The sequence below is a fragment of the Pseudarthrobacter sp. 05T312 genome (assembly GCF_056396685.1).
In genome coordinates, this window is record NZ_JBFTLY010000004.1 from 39,437 (window position 1) to 58,411 (window position 18,975).

16 protein-coding genes are annotated in these 18,975 nt (G+C 67.1%); 5 read left to right on the forward strand and 11 right to left on the reverse strand.

Translation table 11 applies throughout. The features are described 5' to 3' along the window. The first annotated feature begins 213 nt into the window (after nucleotides 1–213). Nucleotides 214–1,131: a GerMN domain-containing protein gene (locus tag AC1DIP_RS07880; RefSeq protein WP_477733529.1), complete on the forward strand. Its 918-nt coding sequence runs from the start codon at nucleotides 214–216 to the stop codon at nucleotides 1,129–1,131. Here AC1DIP_RS07880 and AC1DIP_RS07885 read toward each other — a convergent pair. The 3 genes from AC1DIP_RS07885 to hrcA form a co-directional block, all read right to left on the reverse strand. Beyond that, entirely contained in the window at nucleotides 1,124–1,897 is a 774-nt protein-coding gene (locus AC1DIP_RS07885; protein ID WP_477733409.1) for a 16S rRNA (uracil(1498)-N(3))-methyltransferase, read from the reverse strand. The two genes, AC1DIP_RS07880 and AC1DIP_RS07885, sit on opposite strands and share 8 nt — an antisense overlap. A 2-nt stretch (nucleotides 1,898–1,899) precedes the next feature. Then, nucleotides 1,900–3,027 carry a molecular chaperone DnaJ gene (dnaJ, locus tag AC1DIP_RS07890; protein WP_477733410.1) on the reverse strand — a complete coding sequence of 376 codons (1,128 nt, stop codon included), beginning with the start codon at nucleotides 3,025–3,027 and terminating at the stop codon, nucleotides 1,900–1,902. Between the two features lie 85 nt (nucleotides 3,028–3,112). Beyond that, the gene (hrcA, locus tag AC1DIP_RS07895; protein WP_477733411.1) at nucleotides 3,113–4,126 is read right to left on the reverse strand and encodes a heat-inducible transcriptional repressor HrcA; all 1,014 of its coding nucleotides are present in this window, start codon (nucleotides 4,124–4,126) and stop codon (nucleotides 3,113–3,115) included. A 170-nt stretch (nucleotides 4,127–4,296) separates the two neighbouring features. On the opposite strand from hrcA, the gene AC1DIP_RS07900 reads away from it, so the two are divergent. Continuing rightward, nucleotides 4,297–5,148 (forward strand): DUF3097 domain-containing protein, encoded by an 852-nt coding sequence (locus AC1DIP_RS07900; RefSeq protein ID WP_477733412.1) that lies wholly within the window; start codon nucleotides 4,297–4,299, stop codon nucleotides 5,146–5,148. Nucleotides 5,149–5,269: 121 nt separating this feature from the next. Beyond that, entirely contained in the window at nucleotides 5,270–5,680 is a 411-nt protein-coding gene (locus AC1DIP_RS07905; RefSeq protein WP_477733413.1) for a DUF4870 domain-containing protein, read from the forward strand. A 36-nt stretch (nucleotides 5,681–5,716) separates the two neighbouring features. Here the strand turns inward: AC1DIP_RS07905 and hemW are convergent, their stop codons facing one another. Together hemW and lepA are read right to left on the reverse strand one after the other, a co-directional pair. Continuing rightward, nucleotides 5,717–6,946: a radical SAM family heme chaperone HemW gene (gene hemW / locus AC1DIP_RS07910; RefSeq protein WP_477733414.1), complete on the reverse strand. Its 1,230-nt coding sequence runs from the start codon at nucleotides 6,944–6,946 to the stop codon at nucleotides 5,717–5,719. 25 nt (nucleotides 6,947–6,971) lie between these two features. Next, nucleotides 6,972–8,828, reverse strand: coding sequence for a translation elongation factor 4 (lepA, locus tag AC1DIP_RS07915; protein ID WP_043454334.1), 1,857 nt, complete (start codon nucleotides 8,826–8,828; stop codon nucleotides 6,972–6,974). A gap of 175 nt (nucleotides 8,829–9,003) precedes the next feature. On the opposite strand from lepA, the gene AC1DIP_RS07920 reads away from it, so the two are divergent. After that, nucleotides 9,004–9,555 carry a type II toxin-antitoxin system PemK/MazF family toxin gene (locus tag AC1DIP_RS07920; RefSeq protein ID WP_477733415.1) on the forward strand — a complete coding sequence of 184 codons (552 nt, stop codon included), beginning with the start codon at nucleotides 9,004–9,006 and terminating at the stop codon, nucleotides 9,553–9,555. 170 nt (nucleotides 9,556–9,725) lie between these two features. Further along, a complete protein-coding gene (rpsT, locus tag AC1DIP_RS07925) occupies nucleotides 9,726–9,986 on the forward strand; it encodes a 30S ribosomal protein S20 (RefSeq protein WP_018761400.1) in 261 nt (86 codons plus the stop codon). Nucleotides 9,987–10,123: 137 nt separating this feature from the next. Here the strand turns inward: rpsT and holA are convergent, their stop codons facing one another. From holA to leuS, 6 genes are all read right to left on the reverse strand, one after another. Continuing rightward, nucleotides 10,124–11,140, reverse strand: a complete 1,017-nt coding sequence (holA, locus tag AC1DIP_RS07930; RefSeq protein WP_477733416.1) for a DNA polymerase III subunit delta — start codon at nucleotides 11,138–11,140, stop codon at nucleotides 10,124–10,126. Further along, on the reverse strand, nucleotides 11,074–13,188 hold the full coding sequence (locus AC1DIP_RS07935; RefSeq protein ID WP_477733417.1) for a ComEC/Rec2 family competence protein: 2,115 nt from the start codon (nucleotides 13,186–13,188) through the stop codon (nucleotides 11,074–11,076). The genes holA and AC1DIP_RS07935 overlap by 67 nt, the downstream gene beginning before the upstream one ends. An 8-nt stretch (nucleotides 13,189–13,196) precedes the next feature. Further along, nucleotides 13,197–14,057, reverse strand: coding sequence for a ComEA family DNA-binding protein (locus tag AC1DIP_RS07940; protein ID WP_477733418.1), 861 nt, complete (start codon nucleotides 14,055–14,057; stop codon nucleotides 13,197–13,199). A 92-nt stretch (nucleotides 14,058–14,149) separates the two neighbouring features. After that, complete coding sequence (locus AC1DIP_RS07945) at nucleotides 14,150–15,217, reverse strand: hypothetical protein (protein ID WP_477733419.1); 1,068 nt, start codon at nucleotides 15,215–15,217, stop codon at nucleotides 14,150–14,152. A 135-nt stretch (nucleotides 15,218–15,352) separates the two neighbouring features. Next, on the reverse strand, nucleotides 15,353–16,348 hold the full coding sequence (locus tag AC1DIP_RS07950; RefSeq protein ID WP_477733420.1) for a DegV family protein: 996 nt from the start codon (nucleotides 16,346–16,348) through the stop codon (nucleotides 15,353–15,355). Between the two features lie 87 nt (nucleotides 16,349–16,435). Continuing rightward, entirely contained in the window at nucleotides 16,436–18,961 is a 2,526-nt protein-coding gene (gene leuS / locus AC1DIP_RS07955) for a leucine--tRNA ligase (protein WP_477733421.1), read from the reverse strand. Nucleotides 18,962–18,975: the final 14 nt, after the last annotated feature.

Consider the following 18,975-nt stretch of genomic DNA (forward strand, 5'->3'; position numbering starts at 1 on the left):
TATCAACTTCATATCGGCCTCATATCGTTCCCGTTGCAGTTGCGGCCGGGGAGGCAAAAGTGCGGTTGGGGCGGCCCTCCCCTGTGCAATGCTGGAAATCCAGCAGCATCTGCTGGAACGCCAGGCCGCCAGGGGGATCGGCCCGCCACGCCATGAAAGGACAAGGGCAGGACAGTGCCGGAAACCTCTGTGCCCGAAAGGGCAGGACGACCCCTGGGCCGCCTGCGCCCGGCCGTCCTCGCGGGAATCCTGGTGCTCGTTCCGGTGCTCGCTGCCTGCACTGCCGAAGGCGGACCAGCCCCTACGGGGACCGTCGCCTCGGTCCCGGCCACCGGCGGCACCATGCCGGACGCACCCTCCACCAGCGCCCCGCTGGAAACCACCCAGTCCTCTAACAAGGCGCCTGTCTACTGGATCGGCCGCACGGGCGGGAACGTCTTCCTCTACCGCGAGTTCCGGGACGTCCCGGAGCAGGAAAACCCGGTGACACGGGCCCTGCGCGCCATGATGTCAGAGAAACCGCTTGACCCTGATTTCTTCACGCCGTGGCAGAATCCGGACAAACTGGCTACGTCCATTTCGGGCAAGGACATCATCACCGTTGACGTCTCCGCTGATGCGTTCAACAGCAACCTCGACGCTGATATGGCGGCCCGGGCCATCCAGCAGCTGATCTACACGGCCACCGCAGCCGCCGCGAGCTCGGGCCTGATCGACACCGGGCAGCAGATCCGGGTGCGGATCCTGGTGGACGGCCACACGGACTACGTGGCGTTCGGAAAAGTCCAGCTGGGCGCACTGATGACCCGGGCCGCCGGCCTGGTGGCGCCGGTCTGGATCATCGATCCCCAGGAAAACACCGAGGTGCCCAGCGGCAGCGTAAAGATCACCGGCCGCAGCACGTCGCCGGGGGCAAAGCTGCACTGGCAAATCCTGCAGTCCGGGGACGGCGGCAGCAAAACGCCCTTCCTGACCGGAGAGACCACGGCGGCCGCCGCCCAGGGGCAGGCGGGAGTTTTCACGCTGGCGCTCAACCTGCCACCGGGCGACTACGAGCTCCGGGTGGCCCAGGCAGGTTCCGGCGGGGAGCCGGACCGCAATGAGGACACGAGGTCCTTCAAGGTCAGGTAGCGGCCCACCGGCCAAGGATGTCGCTTGCCAGCACGACGGCGGCCGGACCGGCTGTGGAGGACCGCAGGACGTGGTGCCCCAACAGGGCAGTCACGGCGCCTTTGTCGCAAAGTTTCGTTACTTCCCGCGGGCTGATGCCACCCTCCGGACCGACAATCAACAGGACTTCCCGGATCCCGGCCGGGGCACTCCCCTGCCACTCCTGAAGGACAGCACGCATCGGGCGCACAGCGTCTTCGTGGAGGATGACCGCCAGGTCAGCGGCCTCCACGGCAGCGGAGAGCCCTGCCGTTTCAACCGCAGCCCGGACTTCGGGAATCCAGGCCCGGCGCGCCTGTTTCGCGGCCGCCGCCACGGCAGATTCCCACTTCGCATGGGCGCGGGCGGCCCTGTCGCCCTTCCAACGGACGATCGACCGTTCGGACTGCCACGGTACGACGGCGTCGATCCCCAGTTCGGTGGCCGTCTCGATTGCCAGCTCGTCGCGGTCACCCTTGGCCAGCGCCTGGACCAGTACCAGCCGGACGTCCGGCCTTTCATCCGTGGCCACGGCGCCGCACTCCACTTCGAGACCGGAAGGGGCAGCTGCGACGATTTTTCCGGTCATGCGGGTGCCGGCGCCGTCGACGATGTCCACCGACTCTCCCGGCGACAGCCGTTTGACCGTCACGGCGTGGCGTGCCTCGGAACCGTCCAGGACAAAATGGCCGCCAGGGACCATTCCGGCCAGCGAGCCGGCGGGTGTGAAGAAGACGGGATTGCTCACCGCTACAGGTTACCGAACCGGTCCCGAAGCTTGGCGAACATGCCACCGCTGGCGGCGAGCTTTCCCTCGGTGATCTGTTCCCCGCGAAGCTTGGCGAGCTGCCGGAGGAGGTCCTCCTGCGCCGGGTCGAGCTTGGCCGGCGTGTCCACCTGGAGGTGGACCTTCAGGTCCCCGCGGCCGTAGCCGCGCAGGTGGGTGACACCCAGGCCGCGCAGGGTGATGATCTCGCCGGACTGGGTTCCGGGCTTGACGTCGATGTCCTGGGTGCCGTCGAAGGTTTCCAGGTTGACGTCGGTGCCCAGGGCGGCGGCAGTCATCGGGATGTGCAGGGTGGCGTGAAGGTCATCGCCTTCCCTCACATAGGTGGCGTCATTGTTGACACGGATTTCCACGTACAGGTCGCCGGCGGGGCCGCCGGCAGGTCCCGCCTCGCCCTGCCCGGAGAGCTGGATCCTGGTTCCGGTGGCCACGCCGGCGGGTACCTTGATGGTCAGCGAACGCCGGCTGCGGATTCGGCCCTGGCCGCTGCATTCGTTGCAGGGGTCCTTGATGACGGTGCCGAACCCTTCGCAGGTGCCGCAGGGGGCCGCCGTCATGACCTGGCCAAGAATGGAGCGGACGGCCCGCTGGACCTGGCCGCTGCCGCCGCAGATGTCGCAGCGCTCGGGGTGCGTGCCGGGCCGGCAGCAGGATCCCTCACAGGTGGGGCAGACGACGGCGGTGTCCACTTCGAGCTTCTTGTTCACGCCGAACACGGCGTCGCGAAGGTCGATCCGGACGCTGATGAGGGCGTCCTGGCCGCGGCGGACGCGGGAAGCCGGGCCGGAGCTGCCCCCGGCGCCGAAGAAGGTGTCGAAGATGTCCTGGAATGCGAAGCCCTGGCCCGCGTAACCGGCTCCGCCGAAGCCGTTGTCCGTGCCGTTCTCGTTGCCCGTGGTGTCGTAGATCCGGCGCTTCTGGGGGTCGGAAAGGACCTCGTAGGCGTGAGTTACTGCCTTGAAGCGTTCCGAGGCATCCTCACCGGGGTTTACGTCCGGGTGGAGGGTACGGGCCAGTTTGCGGTAGGCCTTTTTGATCTCTTCGCCCGTAGCTTCGGGTGAGACTCCAAGGACGTCATAGTGGCTGCTCAAAGTTCGTATCTCTTCCTTGTTGTACTGCGTTCAGTCGGGCGCCCGGCTCTTTGTTCCCGGCCGGAGAATGCTCCGGCCGCGCGGGTCAGGGCCCCAAAATCCTGGAAAGGTAGCGGGCCACTGCCCGGACGGCGGCCATGGTGGTGGGGTAGTCCATCCTGGTCGGGCCCAGGATCCCTACCTTGGCGACGCTGTCGGGGCCGTAGCCGGTGGCCACTACCGAGGCCTCGGCCAGGCCGTCGTAGGGGTTCTCCCTTCCGATGCTGACGGCAACGCCGCGGTGGTCCTGTGCCATCTCGCTCAGCAACCGCAGCATCACCACCTGCTCCTCAAGGGCCTCGAGTACGGGGCCGATGCTGAGGGGGAAGTCCACGTTGGACCGGGCCAGGTTTGCTGTCCCGGCCATGACCATCCGGTCCTCCCTGGTGTTTTGCGCCAGACCCTCGAGGCCAAGTGCCAGGGCGTGCGCAGCCTGGCGGTGTGCCTGCGCTGTGCCCGCCACGACGGAGGGAAGGGCCGTGGCAAGCCGGCTCAGCGGCGTCCCGGACAGTGCGGCGAGGAAACGCGTGCGGAGTGCTGCCACGGCGTCGTCGCCCAGGTCCTGGCCGACGTCGATGACCCGCTGCTCCACCTTGCCGCTGTTGGCAATGAGCACCACCAACACCTTGCGGGGGGCAAGCAGCACGAATTCGATGTGGCGCACCAGTGCCTTGCTGAGGTGCGGATACTGGACCACAGCCACCTGGTTGGTCAGCTGGGAAAGCAGCCGGACAGTACGGTCCAGGACGTCGTCGAGATCGTCTGCGCCTTCAAGCAGGGACTGGATGGCCCGGCGTTCGGCTGCAGAGAGCGGCTTGACCGCCGAGATCTGGTCAACGAAAAGGCGGTAGCCCTTGTCCGTGGGAATCCGCCCTGCACTGGTGTGGGGGGCCGTGATTAATCCCTCGTCCTCAAGGGCCGCCATATCGTTCCGGATAGTTGCGCTGGAAACCCCAAGATGGTGCCGCTCAACCAGGGCCTTCGACCCGACCGGCTCGCGGGAGTGGACGTAATCCTCCACGATGGCCCGCAGCACTTCCAGTTTGCGTGGCTCGCTCACTCTCCACCTCCATCCACGGTGCGGGGCCCATGCCCCGCCAGATGCCACCTTGTTAGCACTCGACATGCCTAAGTGCTAACAGTCTATTATGCCTTGGCCCGTTGTTAGCATTGGTACCGCTCCGGGCGAAATTCCGGTGCGGAGGACCTAGCGCTAGGCGGATCGAATCCATGGATTACCAAAACTGGGGGCCCCGCGGCATATCCGCCCCGGCCAAAGCGGAATTGCCCGAGGTGCCGGTGGAGCGGGGCATGGTGCTGGAGGATGTGCAGTCAGGCTGGGTGGGTGCCGTGACGCGGGTGGAAAAATCCGGAGGGATGCACGTGGTTGCCCTGGAGGACCGGCGCGGGAAGTCCCGGTCCTTCAAGCTGGGTTTCGGTTTCCTCCTGGAGGGCCGGCCCATCAGGCTCGTGCCCCCGGCACCACGTCCGGCTGCCGGCGGTCCGGTCGCCGGCAGGACGGCCTCCGGTTCTGTCCGGGTCGCCGGCCAGCGGGCCCAGGTGGCCAAGGCAAGCCGTATCTGGGTGGAGGGCAAGCACGACGCCGAACTGGTGGAAAAGGTCTGGGGCGACGACCTTCGGGTAGAGGGCATCGTCGTCGAACCCCTGCACGGCATCGACGATCTCGCCGCTGCGGTTGCCGGCTTCAACCCCGGTCCCGGCCGGCGGCTCGGCGTCCTCGTGGACCACCTCGTTCCGGATTCGAAGGAGTCCCGCATCGCCGACGCCGTTATGGCCTCCCCCGGCGCGGCCGGGAATGTCCTGATCGTGGGACACCCCTACGTTGATGTCTGGCAGGCTATCCGGCCGGCGGTGCTGGGCATCGACAAGTGGCCTGCCGTGCCCCGTGGACAGGACTGGAAGACCGGGATCCTGAAAGCCTTCGGCTGGCCGCACGCCACCAAGGAAGACATCGGCCTCGGATGGCAGAAACTGCTGGGTGCCGTCCGCACATACGCCGACCTGGAAGCATCGCTGCTGGGGCGGGTTGAGGAAGTCATCGACTTCCTCACCGTGCCCTGAAGGGCGGACACTGCCCCCGGAGCCAGTATTCTTGATAGTGCAATGCCGGCTCTCCCAGGGGTATTGCACACCGCACCCGTATTTGACGTCAGCACCACTTGCATCTCCGAAGGAACAGACTGTGGCAGAAAACGCACGTGATCACAGGGACGGCCAAGGCCGCTCCGAGTACCATGGCGTCCCCGCCAATGCCCTGCCGCTCACGGCCAGCGAGGACCGCCAATGGGCCACGCTGGCACATTTCGGCGGGATCCTTGGCTGCGTGCCCTCGCTGCTGATCTACCTGATCTTCCGCCACCGCGGGCCGTTCACCGCGCAGGAATCCAAAGAGGCACTGAACTTCAGCCTGCCCCCCACCATCGCCGCCGTCCTGGCCAACATCCTGGTGTTCATTCCCTACGTGGGCAACATCTTCGCCGTGATCGCAACCCTGATTTGGGTCGCGCTGACCTGCTTCTCCGTGGCCGCAGGGATCCACGTCAACAAGGGCCAGCCGCACCGCTACCAGTACAACCTGCGCTGGATCAAGTAGCGGAGCGGGCCCTCCCCTTGGACGCGCCGGCGGCCGTCAGTCCGGAAGGACGCGGCGGACCACGGCGTCCGCCAGGAGCCTGCCCTTCAGCGTAAGGACAAGGCGGCCCTGGAAAGCGGCGGCCGGCTCCACCAGGCCGTCAGCAATGAGCCCTGCAACCTGGTGCCTTCCTCCGGCGCTGAGGGCCGAAACCTCAAGGCCTGACTGCAGGCGCGCTTCCAGCATCACCCGCTCCATGTTCCTGGTTTCGGCGTCAAGGGTTTCCCGGCCCGCCGCAGGCGAATGCCCCTGGGACAGGCGGTTGGCATACGCGGACGGGTGCTTCACGTTCCACCAGCGCACCCCGCCCACGTGCGAGTGCGCGCCGGGGCCGATGCCCCACCAATCGTCGCCACGCCAGTAGGCCAGGTTGTGGCGGCACGCGTGCTCCGGACTCCGCGCCCAGTTGCTGACCTCATACCAGCCGAGCCCTGCATCGGTGATGAGCTGGTCGGCGAGTTCGTACTTGTCGGCGTGGTCGTCGTCGTCAATTCCCGGCACCTCGCCGCGGCGCATCTGCGCGGCCAGCTTGGTGCCGTCCTCCACAATCAGCGCGTAGGCGCTGATGTGGTCCGGCTGGTAGGAGAGGGCAGTCTCCAGGGAGTGGCGCCAGTCGGCAAGCGACTCCCCCGGCGTCCCGTATATCAGGTCCAGGCTGACATCCAGCCCGGCCTCCCGCGCCCACTGCACCACCTGCGGAACCCTGCTGGGCGTATGGGTGCGGTCCAGGACCTTCAGCACGTGCGGGACTGCGGACTGCATGCCGAAGGAGACCCTCGTGAAACCCGCCTCCTTGAGGATGGCGAGGGATTCGGGGGTGACCGAATCGGGGTTGGCTTCCGTGGTGACCTCGGCGCCGTCCTCGATGCCCCACCGGTCAATGGCGGCGCGAAGGATCAGGGCGAGGTCATCGGCCGGAAGCAGGGTGGGTGTACCGCCCCCGAAAAAGACAGTGCTGAGCTTGCGTTCCGGCAGCCCCGAACGACTCATCACCTGGGCGGCCAAGGACACTTCCGACACTGCGGTTTGCGCGTAGGCATCCTGCGACGCGCCGCCGCCCAGTTCCGTAGCGGTGTAGGTGTTGAAATCGCAGTACCCGCAGCGCACCGCGCAGAACGGAATGTGGACGTACAGGCCAAAGGCCCGGCCCGCCGCATCGTCCGCAGCCTGGGCAGGCAGCAGACCGTCCGACGGCGCCGGGTCGCCGAGGGGAAGTACGCTGGGCATCAGCGGGTCCCCTGCTGCGCGGTGGTCACTTCTTCTTGGCCTTGTCCTTCGATTCGTCGGTGGTGAGGGCGGCGATGAACGCTTCCTGCGGAACCTCCACCGTGCCCACCATCTTCATGCGCTTCTTGCCCTCTTTTTGCTTCTCCAGCAGCTTGCGCTTTCGGGAGATGTCACCGCCGTAGCATTTGGCCAGCACGTCCTTGCGGATGGCCCGGATGCTTTCGCGGGCAATGATCCTGGAGCCAATGGCCGCCTGGATCGGCACCTCGAACTGCTGACGCGGGATGAGTTCGCGGAGCTTGCCGGTCATCATCACGCCGTAGGCGTAGGCCTTGTCGCGGTGGGTGATGGCGCTGAAGGCGTCCACCTGTTCGCCCTGGAGCATGATGTCCACCTTCACGAGGTCGGCGACCTGCTCGCCGTCGGCCTTCCAGTCCAGGGAGCCGTAGCCACGGGTCTTGGACTTAAGGATGTCGAAGAAGTCGAACACGATTTCCGCCAGCGGCAGGCGGTACCGGATTTCCACCCGGTCCTCGGAGAGGTAGTCCATGCCGCCCATGACGCCGCGGCGGGACTGGCACAGTTCCATGATGGCCCCGACGAATTCGTTGGGGGCCAGGATGGTGGCCGAAACCATCGGTTCGCGGACCTCGGCGATTTTGCCCGTGGGGTACTCGCTGGGGTTGGTCACCCGGACCACCTTCTTGTCCTCCAAAGTCACCTCGTATTCCACGTTCGGTGCCGTGGAGATCAGGTCGAGGTTGTATTCCCGCTCCAGGCGTTCGCGGGTGATCTCAAGGTGCAGCAGGCCGAGGAAGCCGACTCGGAAGCCGAATCCCAGTGCGGCCGAGGTCTCCGGTTCGTAGACCAGTGCTGCATCGTTGAGCATGAGCTTTTCGAGGGCGTCGCGCAGCACCGGGTAGTCGGCGCCGTCCAGCGGATACAGGCCCGAGAACACCATGGGTTTGGCGTCGGCGTAGCCGGGCAGGGACTCGGCCGCCGGCTTGGCAAGGTTGGTGACGGTGTCGCCCACCTTGGACTGCCGGACGTCCTTTACGCCGGTGATCAGGTAGCCCACTTCGCCCACGCCGAGGCCCTTGGAGGGTGTGGGTTCCGGGGAGCTGACGCCGATTTCGAGGAGCTCGTGCGAGGCCCGGGTGGACATCATCTGGATGCGTTCACGGGGGTGGAGCATGCCGTCCACCACGCGCACGTACGTCACCACGCCCCGGTAGGTGTCGTAGACCGAGTCGAAAATCATGGCCCGGGCCGGCGCGTCCGGATCGCCCTTCGGCGCCGGCAGGTCGCGGACGATCTTGTCCAGGAGCGCCTCCACGCCAACGCCGGTTTTGCCGGACACCCGCAGCACATCCTCCGGGTCGCCTCCGATTAGGCTGGCCAGTTCCGCTGCGTACTTTTCAGGCTGCGCCGCCGGCAGGTCGATCTTGTTCAGGACCGGGATGATGGCGAGATTGTTCTCCATGGCCAGGTACAGGTTCGCCAGCGTCTGGGCTTCGATGCCCTGGGCCGCATCGACCAACAGAATCGCGCCTTCGCACGCGGCCAGCGACCTGGACACCTCATAGGTGAAGTCCACGTGACCGGGGGTGTCGATCATGTTCAGCGCATAACTGACGCCGTCCACCTCCCACGGCATGCGGACGGCCTGGGACTTGATGGTGATGCCGCGTTCGCGTTCAATGTCCATCCGGTCCAGGTACTGGGCCTTCATGTCGCGCGCCTGGACCACCCCGGTTGACTGCAGCATGCGGTCAGCGAGGGTGGACTTGCCGTGGTCAATATGCGCGATGATGCAAAAGTTCCGAATAATTGCCGGATCTGTCGCGGCGGGCACCGGTGCGGTGCGGGCCATGGGAGACACGCAGGGTCCTTACTGTTGGCTTTTCTGCAGCCCTCCGCCAGGCACACCGAAAGGCGCCCGCGGTCCAGCCGCACATCTTTAACTTCCAGTGTCCCACGTCCCGGACCCGGCCTCCGCATCCTGGCGGCCCGCCCACGGCCCCCCGGTACCGCGACTCCGCCGATAGGCTGTCCGGATGGCAATGAATCTGCGTTCCCTGGGAAACGCCGTCCGCCGCGGCCTGCGCATGCTGCAGAACCGGCCCAAGACCCAGCCGACGGGTCCGGAACATGGCCCCGGCGGCCGCACCCCCGCGTCCGCCGGCGGCGGCGGCCCCGTCGAGGCTGCCGCCTATCCCGGTGATTACCGCGGCCGGGTCTCCGTCCGCTACGCGCCCCAACCGGACGGAGACCCTGATCCGGGCGAGGTGGTGTGGGCCTGGGTCCCGTACGAAGAGGATCACGGGAAGGGGAAGGACAGGCCGGTGCTGCTGGTGGGCCACAACGGCCCGTTCCTTTTGGGGCTGATGCTGACCAGCAAGGACCGGGTTCCCACCGGTTCGTCGTCCGCGGAGTATGTGGATCTGGGCGCCGGCGGCTGGGATAAGCAGGGCAGGCCCAGCGAAGTACGGCTGGACCGTATCCTGCAGATCCGCGCGGAATCCATCCGGCGCGAGGGTGCGGTACTGGACAAGGCACGCTTTGAAGAGGTGGCAGCCGGACTCCGGCGGCGACACGGCTGGGAGTGACCGCCCCAAAATGGCCAGAGCCGCCGCTGACCTGCTAGTCTTTATTGCTGTGTGTCCGTGCAGGTCGACGGTCACTGATGGTTGGCCGCCATAGGTATCCCCACGCCGCTCAGTCAAGGCCAGCCTGAAAGCCCTCTAGACCATTTCCGCATTACAAAGAGAGTTCACACGTGGCGAATATCAAGTCCCAGAAGAAGCGCATCCTGACCAACGAGAAGGCCCGCCTGCGCAACAACGCAGTCAAGTCTGAGCTGAAGACGGCCATCCGCGCCGTCAACACTGCTGTTGAGTCCGCTGACAAGGAAGCTGCTACTACTGCGCTCGTTTCTGCCAGCCGTAAGCTGGACAAGGCTGTCAGCAAGGGTGTTCTGCACAAGAACAACGCAGCGAACCGCAAGTCGGCGATCTCCAAGAAGGTCAACGCACTCTAAGGTTTCCAGTTCCCACGAACTGATGGTGTGGCCGGTACCCGCGGGTACCGGCCACACGCCTTTAAGCTGGCCCCCTGGCTGCGGCAGCACGCCGTCGGACGCCGCCGCGACGCCACGCCTGTAACGGGTGTGGGGCGCTATCTTCCCTGGACGGACATGGCAATGACTGTGACGGCGTGCTCCACGGCGTAGACGGGGTCGCGGGACAAGCCTTTGACCTGCGCGTCCGCCTCTGCGGTGGCCTGGATGGACCGCACCAGGCCCTCGGGGGTCCAGCGCCGGACGTCCCGCTGCGCCTGCTCCACCAGCCAGGGCTGCATGCCCAGTTCCGCCGCTATCTGCGCAGACGAGCCGGACGCACCAGCCACCCGCGCAACCGTCCGCAACTTCGACGCGAGGGCGGCCACCAGCGGAACGGGATCGGCGCCGGTGGCCAGCGCGTGGCGCAGCGTGGAGAGGGCAACGGGTGCATTCCCTGCCATGGCGGCGTCCGCTACCTTGAACGCCGTCGCTTCGACCCGGCCGCCGTAATACTTGTCCACGGTGTCGGTGGTGACCGTACTGCCGGCGTCGGCGATCAGCTGGGCGCACGCGGCAGCGAGTTCTGACAGGTCTGCCCCGACGGCGTTCACCAGCGCCTGCACGGCGTCCTGGTTGATGCGGCGTCCGGCTGCCTTGAACTCCGCGGAAACGAACTGGACTTTGTCCGCGTCCTTCTTCAGCGGCTGGCACTCAACGACCGGCCAGCCGGCTTTCCTGACGGCGTCAAGGAGTTTCTTCCCGCGGACACCGCCGGCATGGCGAAGAACGACGACAGCGTCCTCTTCCGGGTGCTGAAGATACTGGAGGGCGTCGGCGAGGAAGGCGTCATTCATGCCTTCCACGGCTTCAACCTCGATCAGCTTGCTCTCGCCGAACAGCGACGGGCTCACCTGCATGGTAAGGCTCCCGGCCTCATAACCGGCCGCATTGATGCGGCTGACTTCCACGTCCGGCGCTGCCGCCCTGACCTGCGAGCGGATCCTGTCCATGGCCCTGATGCCCAGATACTCTTCCGGCCCGCTCACCAGGACGATCCGTGCCGGGGTTACGTCCCGCCAGGAGGCTGTGTTCGATGCCGGGGAGCGGGGTGCTCGCTTTTGCGCAGCGGCCATCGAATGTTCCTTCCGGAGGTTTTATTGCAATAACCAAGCCTGCCACGTCTGTGCCCCCGGTCCAAGCTGCCCGGGTCCCGGGGCGCGTGCAGCCGCCGCTCAACGCCGACCAGCAAAACAACGGTTGCGGCGTGCACCTTGCGGATCCGCCGGACAACCGTGCGTGGCCGGGCCGCCACCCAGACGGCAGCCAGCGACAGGACCGACAGCAACACCATGGACAGCATGCCAGGCACCCCTTCCGGCCACGGCAGCGCCGAGCCCGGCAGCTGGGCGCCGAGCCTGGCCGTGGCGGCAACCCCGGCACTGAAGGTCCCGGCAACGGCTATCAACGCCGTGGCGGCCCACGGCAGCACCGCCACCAGGGGCACCGCGGCTGTTCCTAACAGGGTGACCGGAGCCACCATGGGCGACGCGGCCACATTTGCTGCCAGCGAATAGGTCGAAAACTGGGGCTGCAGGAGCACGATGACGGGTCCGCACAGCAACTGGGCGGATAAGGGAACCGATACTGCCGCGGCTGCCCACCGTGGGACTGCCGCGGGAATCCAGCCGATGATCCGCCGGCCCAGGATGATGATTCCGAGCGTGGCCAGCACCGAGAGCAGGAACCCGATGCTTGAGCCCAGCGCCGGGTCGGCCAGCAGGAGCCCCATCACGGCGAGGCAAAGAAGACTGAGGCCACGTCCCGGGCGTCCACCGGCCAGGGAGGCCACCCCGATGGCCCCCATCAGCGCTGCCCGCAGGACACTTGCATCGGGCCCTACCAGGACGACGAAAAGGGCCAGGCCCGCAAGGGCAGCGGCCGCAGCCGGTGCCCGCGGCAGCCGGAGCCGCCGGCACAGGAGCAGCAGCGCCCCCAGCACCAGGCTGCAGTTTGCCCCGCTGACAGCGGTCAGGTGGGTCATGCCTACGGCTTTCATGGCGTTGTTCAATCCCTCGTCCAGCGCGCTGGTGTCCCCGGTAACCATGCCCGGAAGGAGTCCTCGGGCGTCGGGCGGCAGGAAGGCTGCGGCGGCAACGAAACGCTGCCGGAGTTCCCTGGCAGACCCTTCCAGCAGTGACCCGCCCACCGCGGGGCCGGGCGCGGTGGACGCTGCCAGGTTTCCCGCTTCGGGCCCTCCGGGGTCCGCCGGCCGCAGCTTGCCCGCTGCACGCAGCGTCTGGCCCGGCACCACGCCGCCCCATCCCTGCCCGCCCATCACCACCAGCCGGGCACGGGTCCGCACCAGGATCCCTCCCGTGGTCACTTCCTGTGTCCATACCGGCACTGACCAACGTCCGTCCGACCCGCCGGGACCCGCCACTGCGCGGGGACTTCCTGCTACCTCGACGACGGCGACGGCGGACTTGCCGGCTGCGACCGCCTCGGCAAGTGGTCCGGTGAACCGTTGGCTGGACGGTGTTGCAGAGTGGGCTGCGGCCGTGCCGGCCAGCAGCAGGGCGACGCCCGCAGCGGCCGGGAAGCTCCGAACCCGCGACCGGGGCGTGGGGTTTCCGGTACGACCGGCGATGTTGGAGTTCCGCCCCGCCCGGCCGCCCGTGGCCACCCGGGCAAGCACGAGGCCACCGACCGCAGCCAGGGTGCAGCACATCGTGGCGAGCCCGACGGGCGGGAGCCAGAGCCCTGCCAGCGACGCTGCCCACACCAAGGCCGCAGGGAGTGCGAGCCGGAGGTCGATACGACGGAGGGGTTGCCCGGAACCGGCTTCCTTTTCCGCCTCGGCCCCACTGCGGTCCGCCATCTGCTTGCGGACGCGGGCCGTGCCGTTTGCCAGGAGCCTTAGCAGTACGTGGGGGCGCCGTCCGGGCAGGCGCCGTGATTTCAGGCGTGCCCGGGTTGGTGGGGGCAGCACTCCCCCGGAACGGTACTTTGGTTTGGCAGCCTGCACGGTACCTGTGGGGGTCCTGCCCTCCTGTTCCGGCCCGGTGCCTTGAACGGCGGATTCGACGAACCGGCGCCAAGGACTCCCGGCTCCTTCTCCGCGGGTGGACCCGCCCCGCCTCGTCTGGCCGGTCCCTTCCGTCCTGCCTGTAGTCGCAGCCATGGAACGCCCTAGACCGTCACCAGGGGCAACAGGGCTTCAAGCATCTTCGGCCCGACGCCGTCCACCGCATCCAGTTCTTCGACGCTCTTGAAAGGTCCATGGTCCTTTCGCCAGTCCACGATCCGCTGGGCGAGCACCGGCCCGACTTTAGGCAACGTGTCCAGCTCCGCAGCGTCGGCTGTGTTGAGGTTGACCTTTCCGCCGTGTGCCCCGGGTTGCCCGCCGGCAGCACCGGTGGCGCCTGTACCAGGATCTTCCGCACCTGCCGCGTCCGGTTCGGCCGGCACTAGCTCGCCGCTCCGCGGCACATAGATCTTCTGCCCGTCCGCCAGCACCAGGGCAAGGTTGAGCCGGTTCACGTCGGCGTCCGGGGCCGCCCCACCTGCGGCAGCAATGGCGTCATTAACCCGGCTGCCCTGCTGGAGCCTGATGACGCCGGGCGTGGCCACGGAACCTGCAACATGCACCACCACAAGCCCGCCGGCAGGATCCGCTGGTGGCGTGCTGCCGGGGTCAGCGCCAGCCGGCACCGCGGTTCTGCCAGCGGAACTGGCGCCGCTGAGTGGAAGGACTTCCGGGGATGCCAAACCTGCCTGCCACCAAAACCAAACTCCGGCCGCCATGGCCAAGGCACCCAGCAACAGGGCAACCCGCAGTCCCATCCGCCACCGGAGCGGCGGCACTTCGCCCGTGCTGCCCTGGGTAACGCTCCCGGCTCCGGCTGCGTCGGCGGCCCCGCGGTACTCGAAACCACCGGGGCCGTCTCCATCCTCCAGGAGCCCGGGCGCGGCCTCTCCAAGTGCCGCATGCAACCGGTCCCTCGCATGCCTTGCCTGCTGACGTGCTGCTCCAGCGTCCCGGCGTGACATGGTTCCACCCTAGGAATCTCCAGCGGCACGCCGCACCGGCCAAGGCCGCTATGTGGAAAGGTATGCATTATCAGCGCGTGGGACTTGCCGGTTCAGAAATCGATCCCCTTGACGAGGGTGATGAATTGTTCCTGCGTCTGTGCTTCGTTGGGCCCATCGGGGGAAATCAGGATCTGCGCGGTGAAGAAGGCCATGTTCGGGCCACGGGCCACCATCAACGACATGTAGGTGACCGGGGCATTGCTTTCCGGCCTGAGGGCCTTCGGGCCGCCGGGTTCGGACCGGACAACGAGGATGGCGCTATCGCCGACGCCTTGGATTATTTGGCCGTCCGGCGGCGCAACACCGGAAAGAAGCGAAGCACCGCCCTCATGGAGCTCGATGGAGAACATGAGCGAATCCGGCCCAGGCGTACTCGGCGTTCCAAACAGATAGCGGCAGCTGCCCTCACCGGGGAGTATCTGCGCCTGGGTGGTGGCACCGAATGCGTTCTTGACTGCGTCCGGGCTGACCAGGGCACAGACCGGGTTGTTGGATGTTGTCTGTTGGCCTGCGGGCGGCGCGGCGGGAACACGCAGCGCGCTCCCGTTCCCCCACCCGCCGTCGATGGCTGCCTGGGCGAGGGCGTGCGCGGAAGCGTTGCCATCCGGCACGGGGGTACCTGCTGCGATCGGCGGCAATGCCACGATGTTGAGGGTAAGGGATTCGTTGCCCTTGACGGCCTTGAGTACGGTATTTGCAGATGCCCCGGCGGGCTCGCCGCGGAACCACCCCGTCCACTGCAGGCAGGCGAAGTCTCCGATGCCATCCACGACGGAGCAGTCGGGTGCTTTTTTCGTTTCGGCGATTTCAGCGGCCGATGCGGGCGAAATGAGCGCCACCGAGAGCGTGAGGACCTGCTGGTACTTGCTCATATAGCTGCACAGATAGGCCGGACTTCCCGCCGGCTTTCCGTTTTGTCCCATTTGGACCAGCCCGGGATCGACCTTGGCAGCGATGGCAGGAGTGATCAGGTCGCAGGCCGGGTTTCCTGATCCTGCTGGTTTGGACTGGCTGGGGGACGACGGGCTGCCGCCTTGTGCGCATCCGGCCAGGCCAAATACCACTGCGGCCAAGACCACTGGCAGTGTCCAGGGAGCGCGGGCTCCGGGAGCACGCATGAGTTCCTCCAGCCTCTGACTGCCGTCCCGGACTGGAACGTCGCTGATGGGGCGACGCTACGGAATCCCGCGAACAGCCGCCAGAGGCCAAGGACTCTGCAGTTGGTGCGGCAGCGGCCCGCCCGGAGAACCCGCTCAGCTGGGGCGCGGACCGCCGTGAACCGTGGCAGACCTGCCGACGATCACCGCAAGGACCCCCAGGCCTGCGTGCGCTGCCAGGACGGCAGGAAGCGAACTGATCTGCGCCGGAGGGCACTGTGGAAGGGCCGCCTCCAGCCGCACCGCCAGGCTCTCCGCTTCCTCGGGATTACCGAAGTGGTGGACGGCCAGGACAACGGACTCTCCGGGATGCGCCTCCGCCTCCGCCACGACGATTTCCTCGAGCCTGGCCACGGCCCTGGCACCCGAGCGCACCTTTTCCAGCGGAACGATCCTGCCGCCGTCGACCGCCAGGATCGGCTTGATGGCGAGCATGGTGCCCAGGAGCGAGGCCGCCGCCCCGATCCGTCCGCCGCGGCGCAACTGCTCAAGGGTGGGCACGTAGAAGAAGACCTTGGTACGTGCTGCCTGCGCCGCCGCCGCAGCGGCCACCGCGGACCGGTCGCCGCCGGCTGACGCTGCTTCCACTGCCGCCTGCACCGCCATTCCCTGCGCCATGCCAACGGTGCGCGTGTCCACGACATCCACGGGAATCCCCACCCTGCCGGCGGCCAGCCGCGCCGCGTCAGCTGTGCCGGAGAGTTCGCCCGAGATGTGGATCGAGACGATTCCATCGAAGCCCCGGAGTTCAGCGGCCCGGTAGGCCTGCTCGAACTGTCCCGGCGAAGGCCGTGACGTCTTGACCGAAGTCCCGGCAGCCAGCGCCACGGCAATGGTCTCGAGGATGTCGTCTTCGCCCTCGCCGTAGATTTCGGCGCCAACCATGACGGGCATCGGAGTCACGGTCAGGATCCCGTCCAGGGGAAGTCCGCGGACATAGGCCGCCGGAAGGGCAGCGGCTGAGTCGGTGACGACGGCGGTGCGCACCACAGCGCCTGCGCCGGGCCGCCTGGACCTGGGCCGGACGGCCGGACGCAGGCCCGACAGCCGAGCACGGACCCACGGCCAGGCTGCGGCATTACTGTCGGGCAAGGTGCCTCCTGGGATCTGCGTCCGGCTCAAACGGCACCGGCCGCCGGAAAGCTTCCGACGGCCGGTAAATTACTGCGGGTACAGCAACTAGGCCGGAACGATGTTCACCAGCTTAGGGGCACGGACGATCACGGTCCGGATGCCCCGGCCGTCCATGGCCCGCTGGACGTTCTCCGACGCCAGGGCCAGCTCGCGCAGCTGGTCCTCCGAGACGTCCGGGGACACTTCCAGCCGGTCACGGACCTTGCCCTGCACCTGGACGACGGCGGTCACCGTGTCCTGGACCAGGAGGGCGGGATCGTGGGCGGGCCAGCCCGCGTTGGCAACCGATGCAGGGTGCCCCAGCAGGTTCCACATGTCCTCGGCCGTGTACGGCGCGAACAGGCTGAGGATCACGGCCACCGCTTCCGCGGCTTCCCGGACTGCCGGGTCCGCGGCACCCGCACCGGAGTCAATCGCCTTGCGGGTGGCGTTGACCAGCTCCATGAGCTTGGCCACCACCACGTTAAACTTGTTGGCGTCCAGCAGTTCGGCGGCATCGGCAATGGTGCGGTGGGTGACCGACCGCAGCGCGCGGTCGCCGCCGGCCGTGTCCGCACCGGGGGCACTGTCCACGTCCTTCGCCAGGCGCCAGGCCCGGGCCAGGAACTTGGCTGAGCCCGACGGCGACACGTCGGCCCAGTCCACGTCGTCCTCGGGCGGGGAGGCGAACACCATGGTCAGGCGGACAGCGTCCACGCCGAACTTGTCCAGCTGTTCACCGAGGTCAACGCCGTTGCCCAGGGATTTGCTCATGGCCTTGCCTCCGTTGAGGACCTGGCCCTGGTTCAGCAGTGCACTGAAGGGTTCGTCGGCATCGATCATGCCGAGGTCGTGGATGACCTTGGTGAAGAAACGGGCGTACAGCAGGTGGAGGATGGCGTGCTCCACGCCGCCCACGTACTGGCCCACCGGCATCCAGTCATTGATCTTCTGCGGATCGAAGGGACCATCGGTGTAGTGCGGCGAAACGAAGCGCAGGAAGTACCACGACGAGTCAACGAACGTGTCCATGGTGTCGGTGTCCCGCTTGGCCGGCCCGTTGCAGGTGGGGCATTCCACGTTGACCCAGGACTCCGCTGCTGCCAGCGGGGAGGTGCCCTTGGGTGCCAGGTCCTCACCGCGGAGGTCCGCGGGCAGGGTAACCGGCAGCTGCTCATCCGGGACGGGAACTTCGCCGCAGGACGGGCAGTGGATGATGGGGATGGGTGTGCCCCAGAACCGCTGGCGGCTCAGCAGCCAGTCCCGGAGCCGGAAGTTCACGAACTTCTCGCCGGTCCCCTGCTGCTCGAGCATGGCAATGGCGGCGGGGATGGCCTCACCCTTGGGCAGGCCGTCCAACTCGCCGGAATTGATCAGCGTCCCCTCCCCCGCCGTGGCGGTGCCGGTTACGGCCGGGTCCTCCTCGCCGGTGTCCAGGACCGCGCGGACCGGCAGGTCGAAGGCCTTGGCAAAGTCCAGGTCGCGCTGGTCGTGGGCCGGCACGGCCATGATGGCGCCGGTTCCGTAATCCGCCAGGACATAGTCGGCTGCCCACACGGGCAGCTTCTCCCCGTTCAGCGGGTTGATGGCGTAGCGGCCGGTGAAGACACCGGTCTTCTCGCGCTCCGTGGACTGGCGCTCGATTTCCGAGAGCGCCTTGACCCGTTCGCGGTATTCGTCCAGGGCCGCGGCGTGTTCGTCCGTGACAAGTTCGACGGCGAGCGGCGCGTCCGCGGCGACCACAAAGAAAGTTGCCCCGTACAGGGTGTCCGGGCGGGTGGTGAAGACCGTGACGTCCTTGGCGGGCCTGCCGCCGTCGGCCTCGATCACGAAGTTCACGTGCGCACCCTCGGACCGGCCGATCCAGTTCTTCTGCATGGCCAGGACGCGTTCGGGCCAGTGGCCGCGGAGCTCGTCCATGTCATCCAGCAGGCGGTCCGCGTAGTCGGTGATCTTGAAGTACCACTGGTTCAGGGACTTCTTGGTGACGGTGGTGCCGCAGCGCTCGCAGGCGCCGTTGACCACCTGCTCGTTGGCCAGGACGGTCTGGTCCTTGGGGCACCAGTTGACCGGGGAGTTCTTCCGGTATGCCAGGCCACGCTCGTAGAAGCGCTTGAACAGCCACTGCGTCCAGCGGTAGTACTCGGGATCGGAAGTGTGCAGGCGGCGCGACCAGTCGGCGGAGATGGCGTAGCGCTTGAAGGACGCGGCCTGGGTGTCGATGTTGGTGTACGTCCACTCGCTGGGGTGGGCGTTGCGCTTGATGGCGGCGTTCTCCGCAGGCAGGCCAAAGGAGTCCCAGCCGATGGGATGCAGGACGTCGAAGCCCTTCTGCCGCAGGTAGCGGGCTACCACGTCACCCATGGCAAACGCCTCGGCGTGGCCCATGTGCAGGTCGCCGGACGGGTACGGGAACATGTCAAGCACGTAGCGGCGCTCCCGCGACCCGTCGTCCACCGGGGTGAAGACCTTGAGGTCTTCCCACACCTGGGGCCATTTGGCCTCCATGGCGGCGAAACTGTAGGTGCCCTCTTCAGGCTCCGCCGATACTGTTGTTGCTGTTCCGGTCTCTGTCTCCGGCTGAACGCCCACTGCTGCCCTCTTCT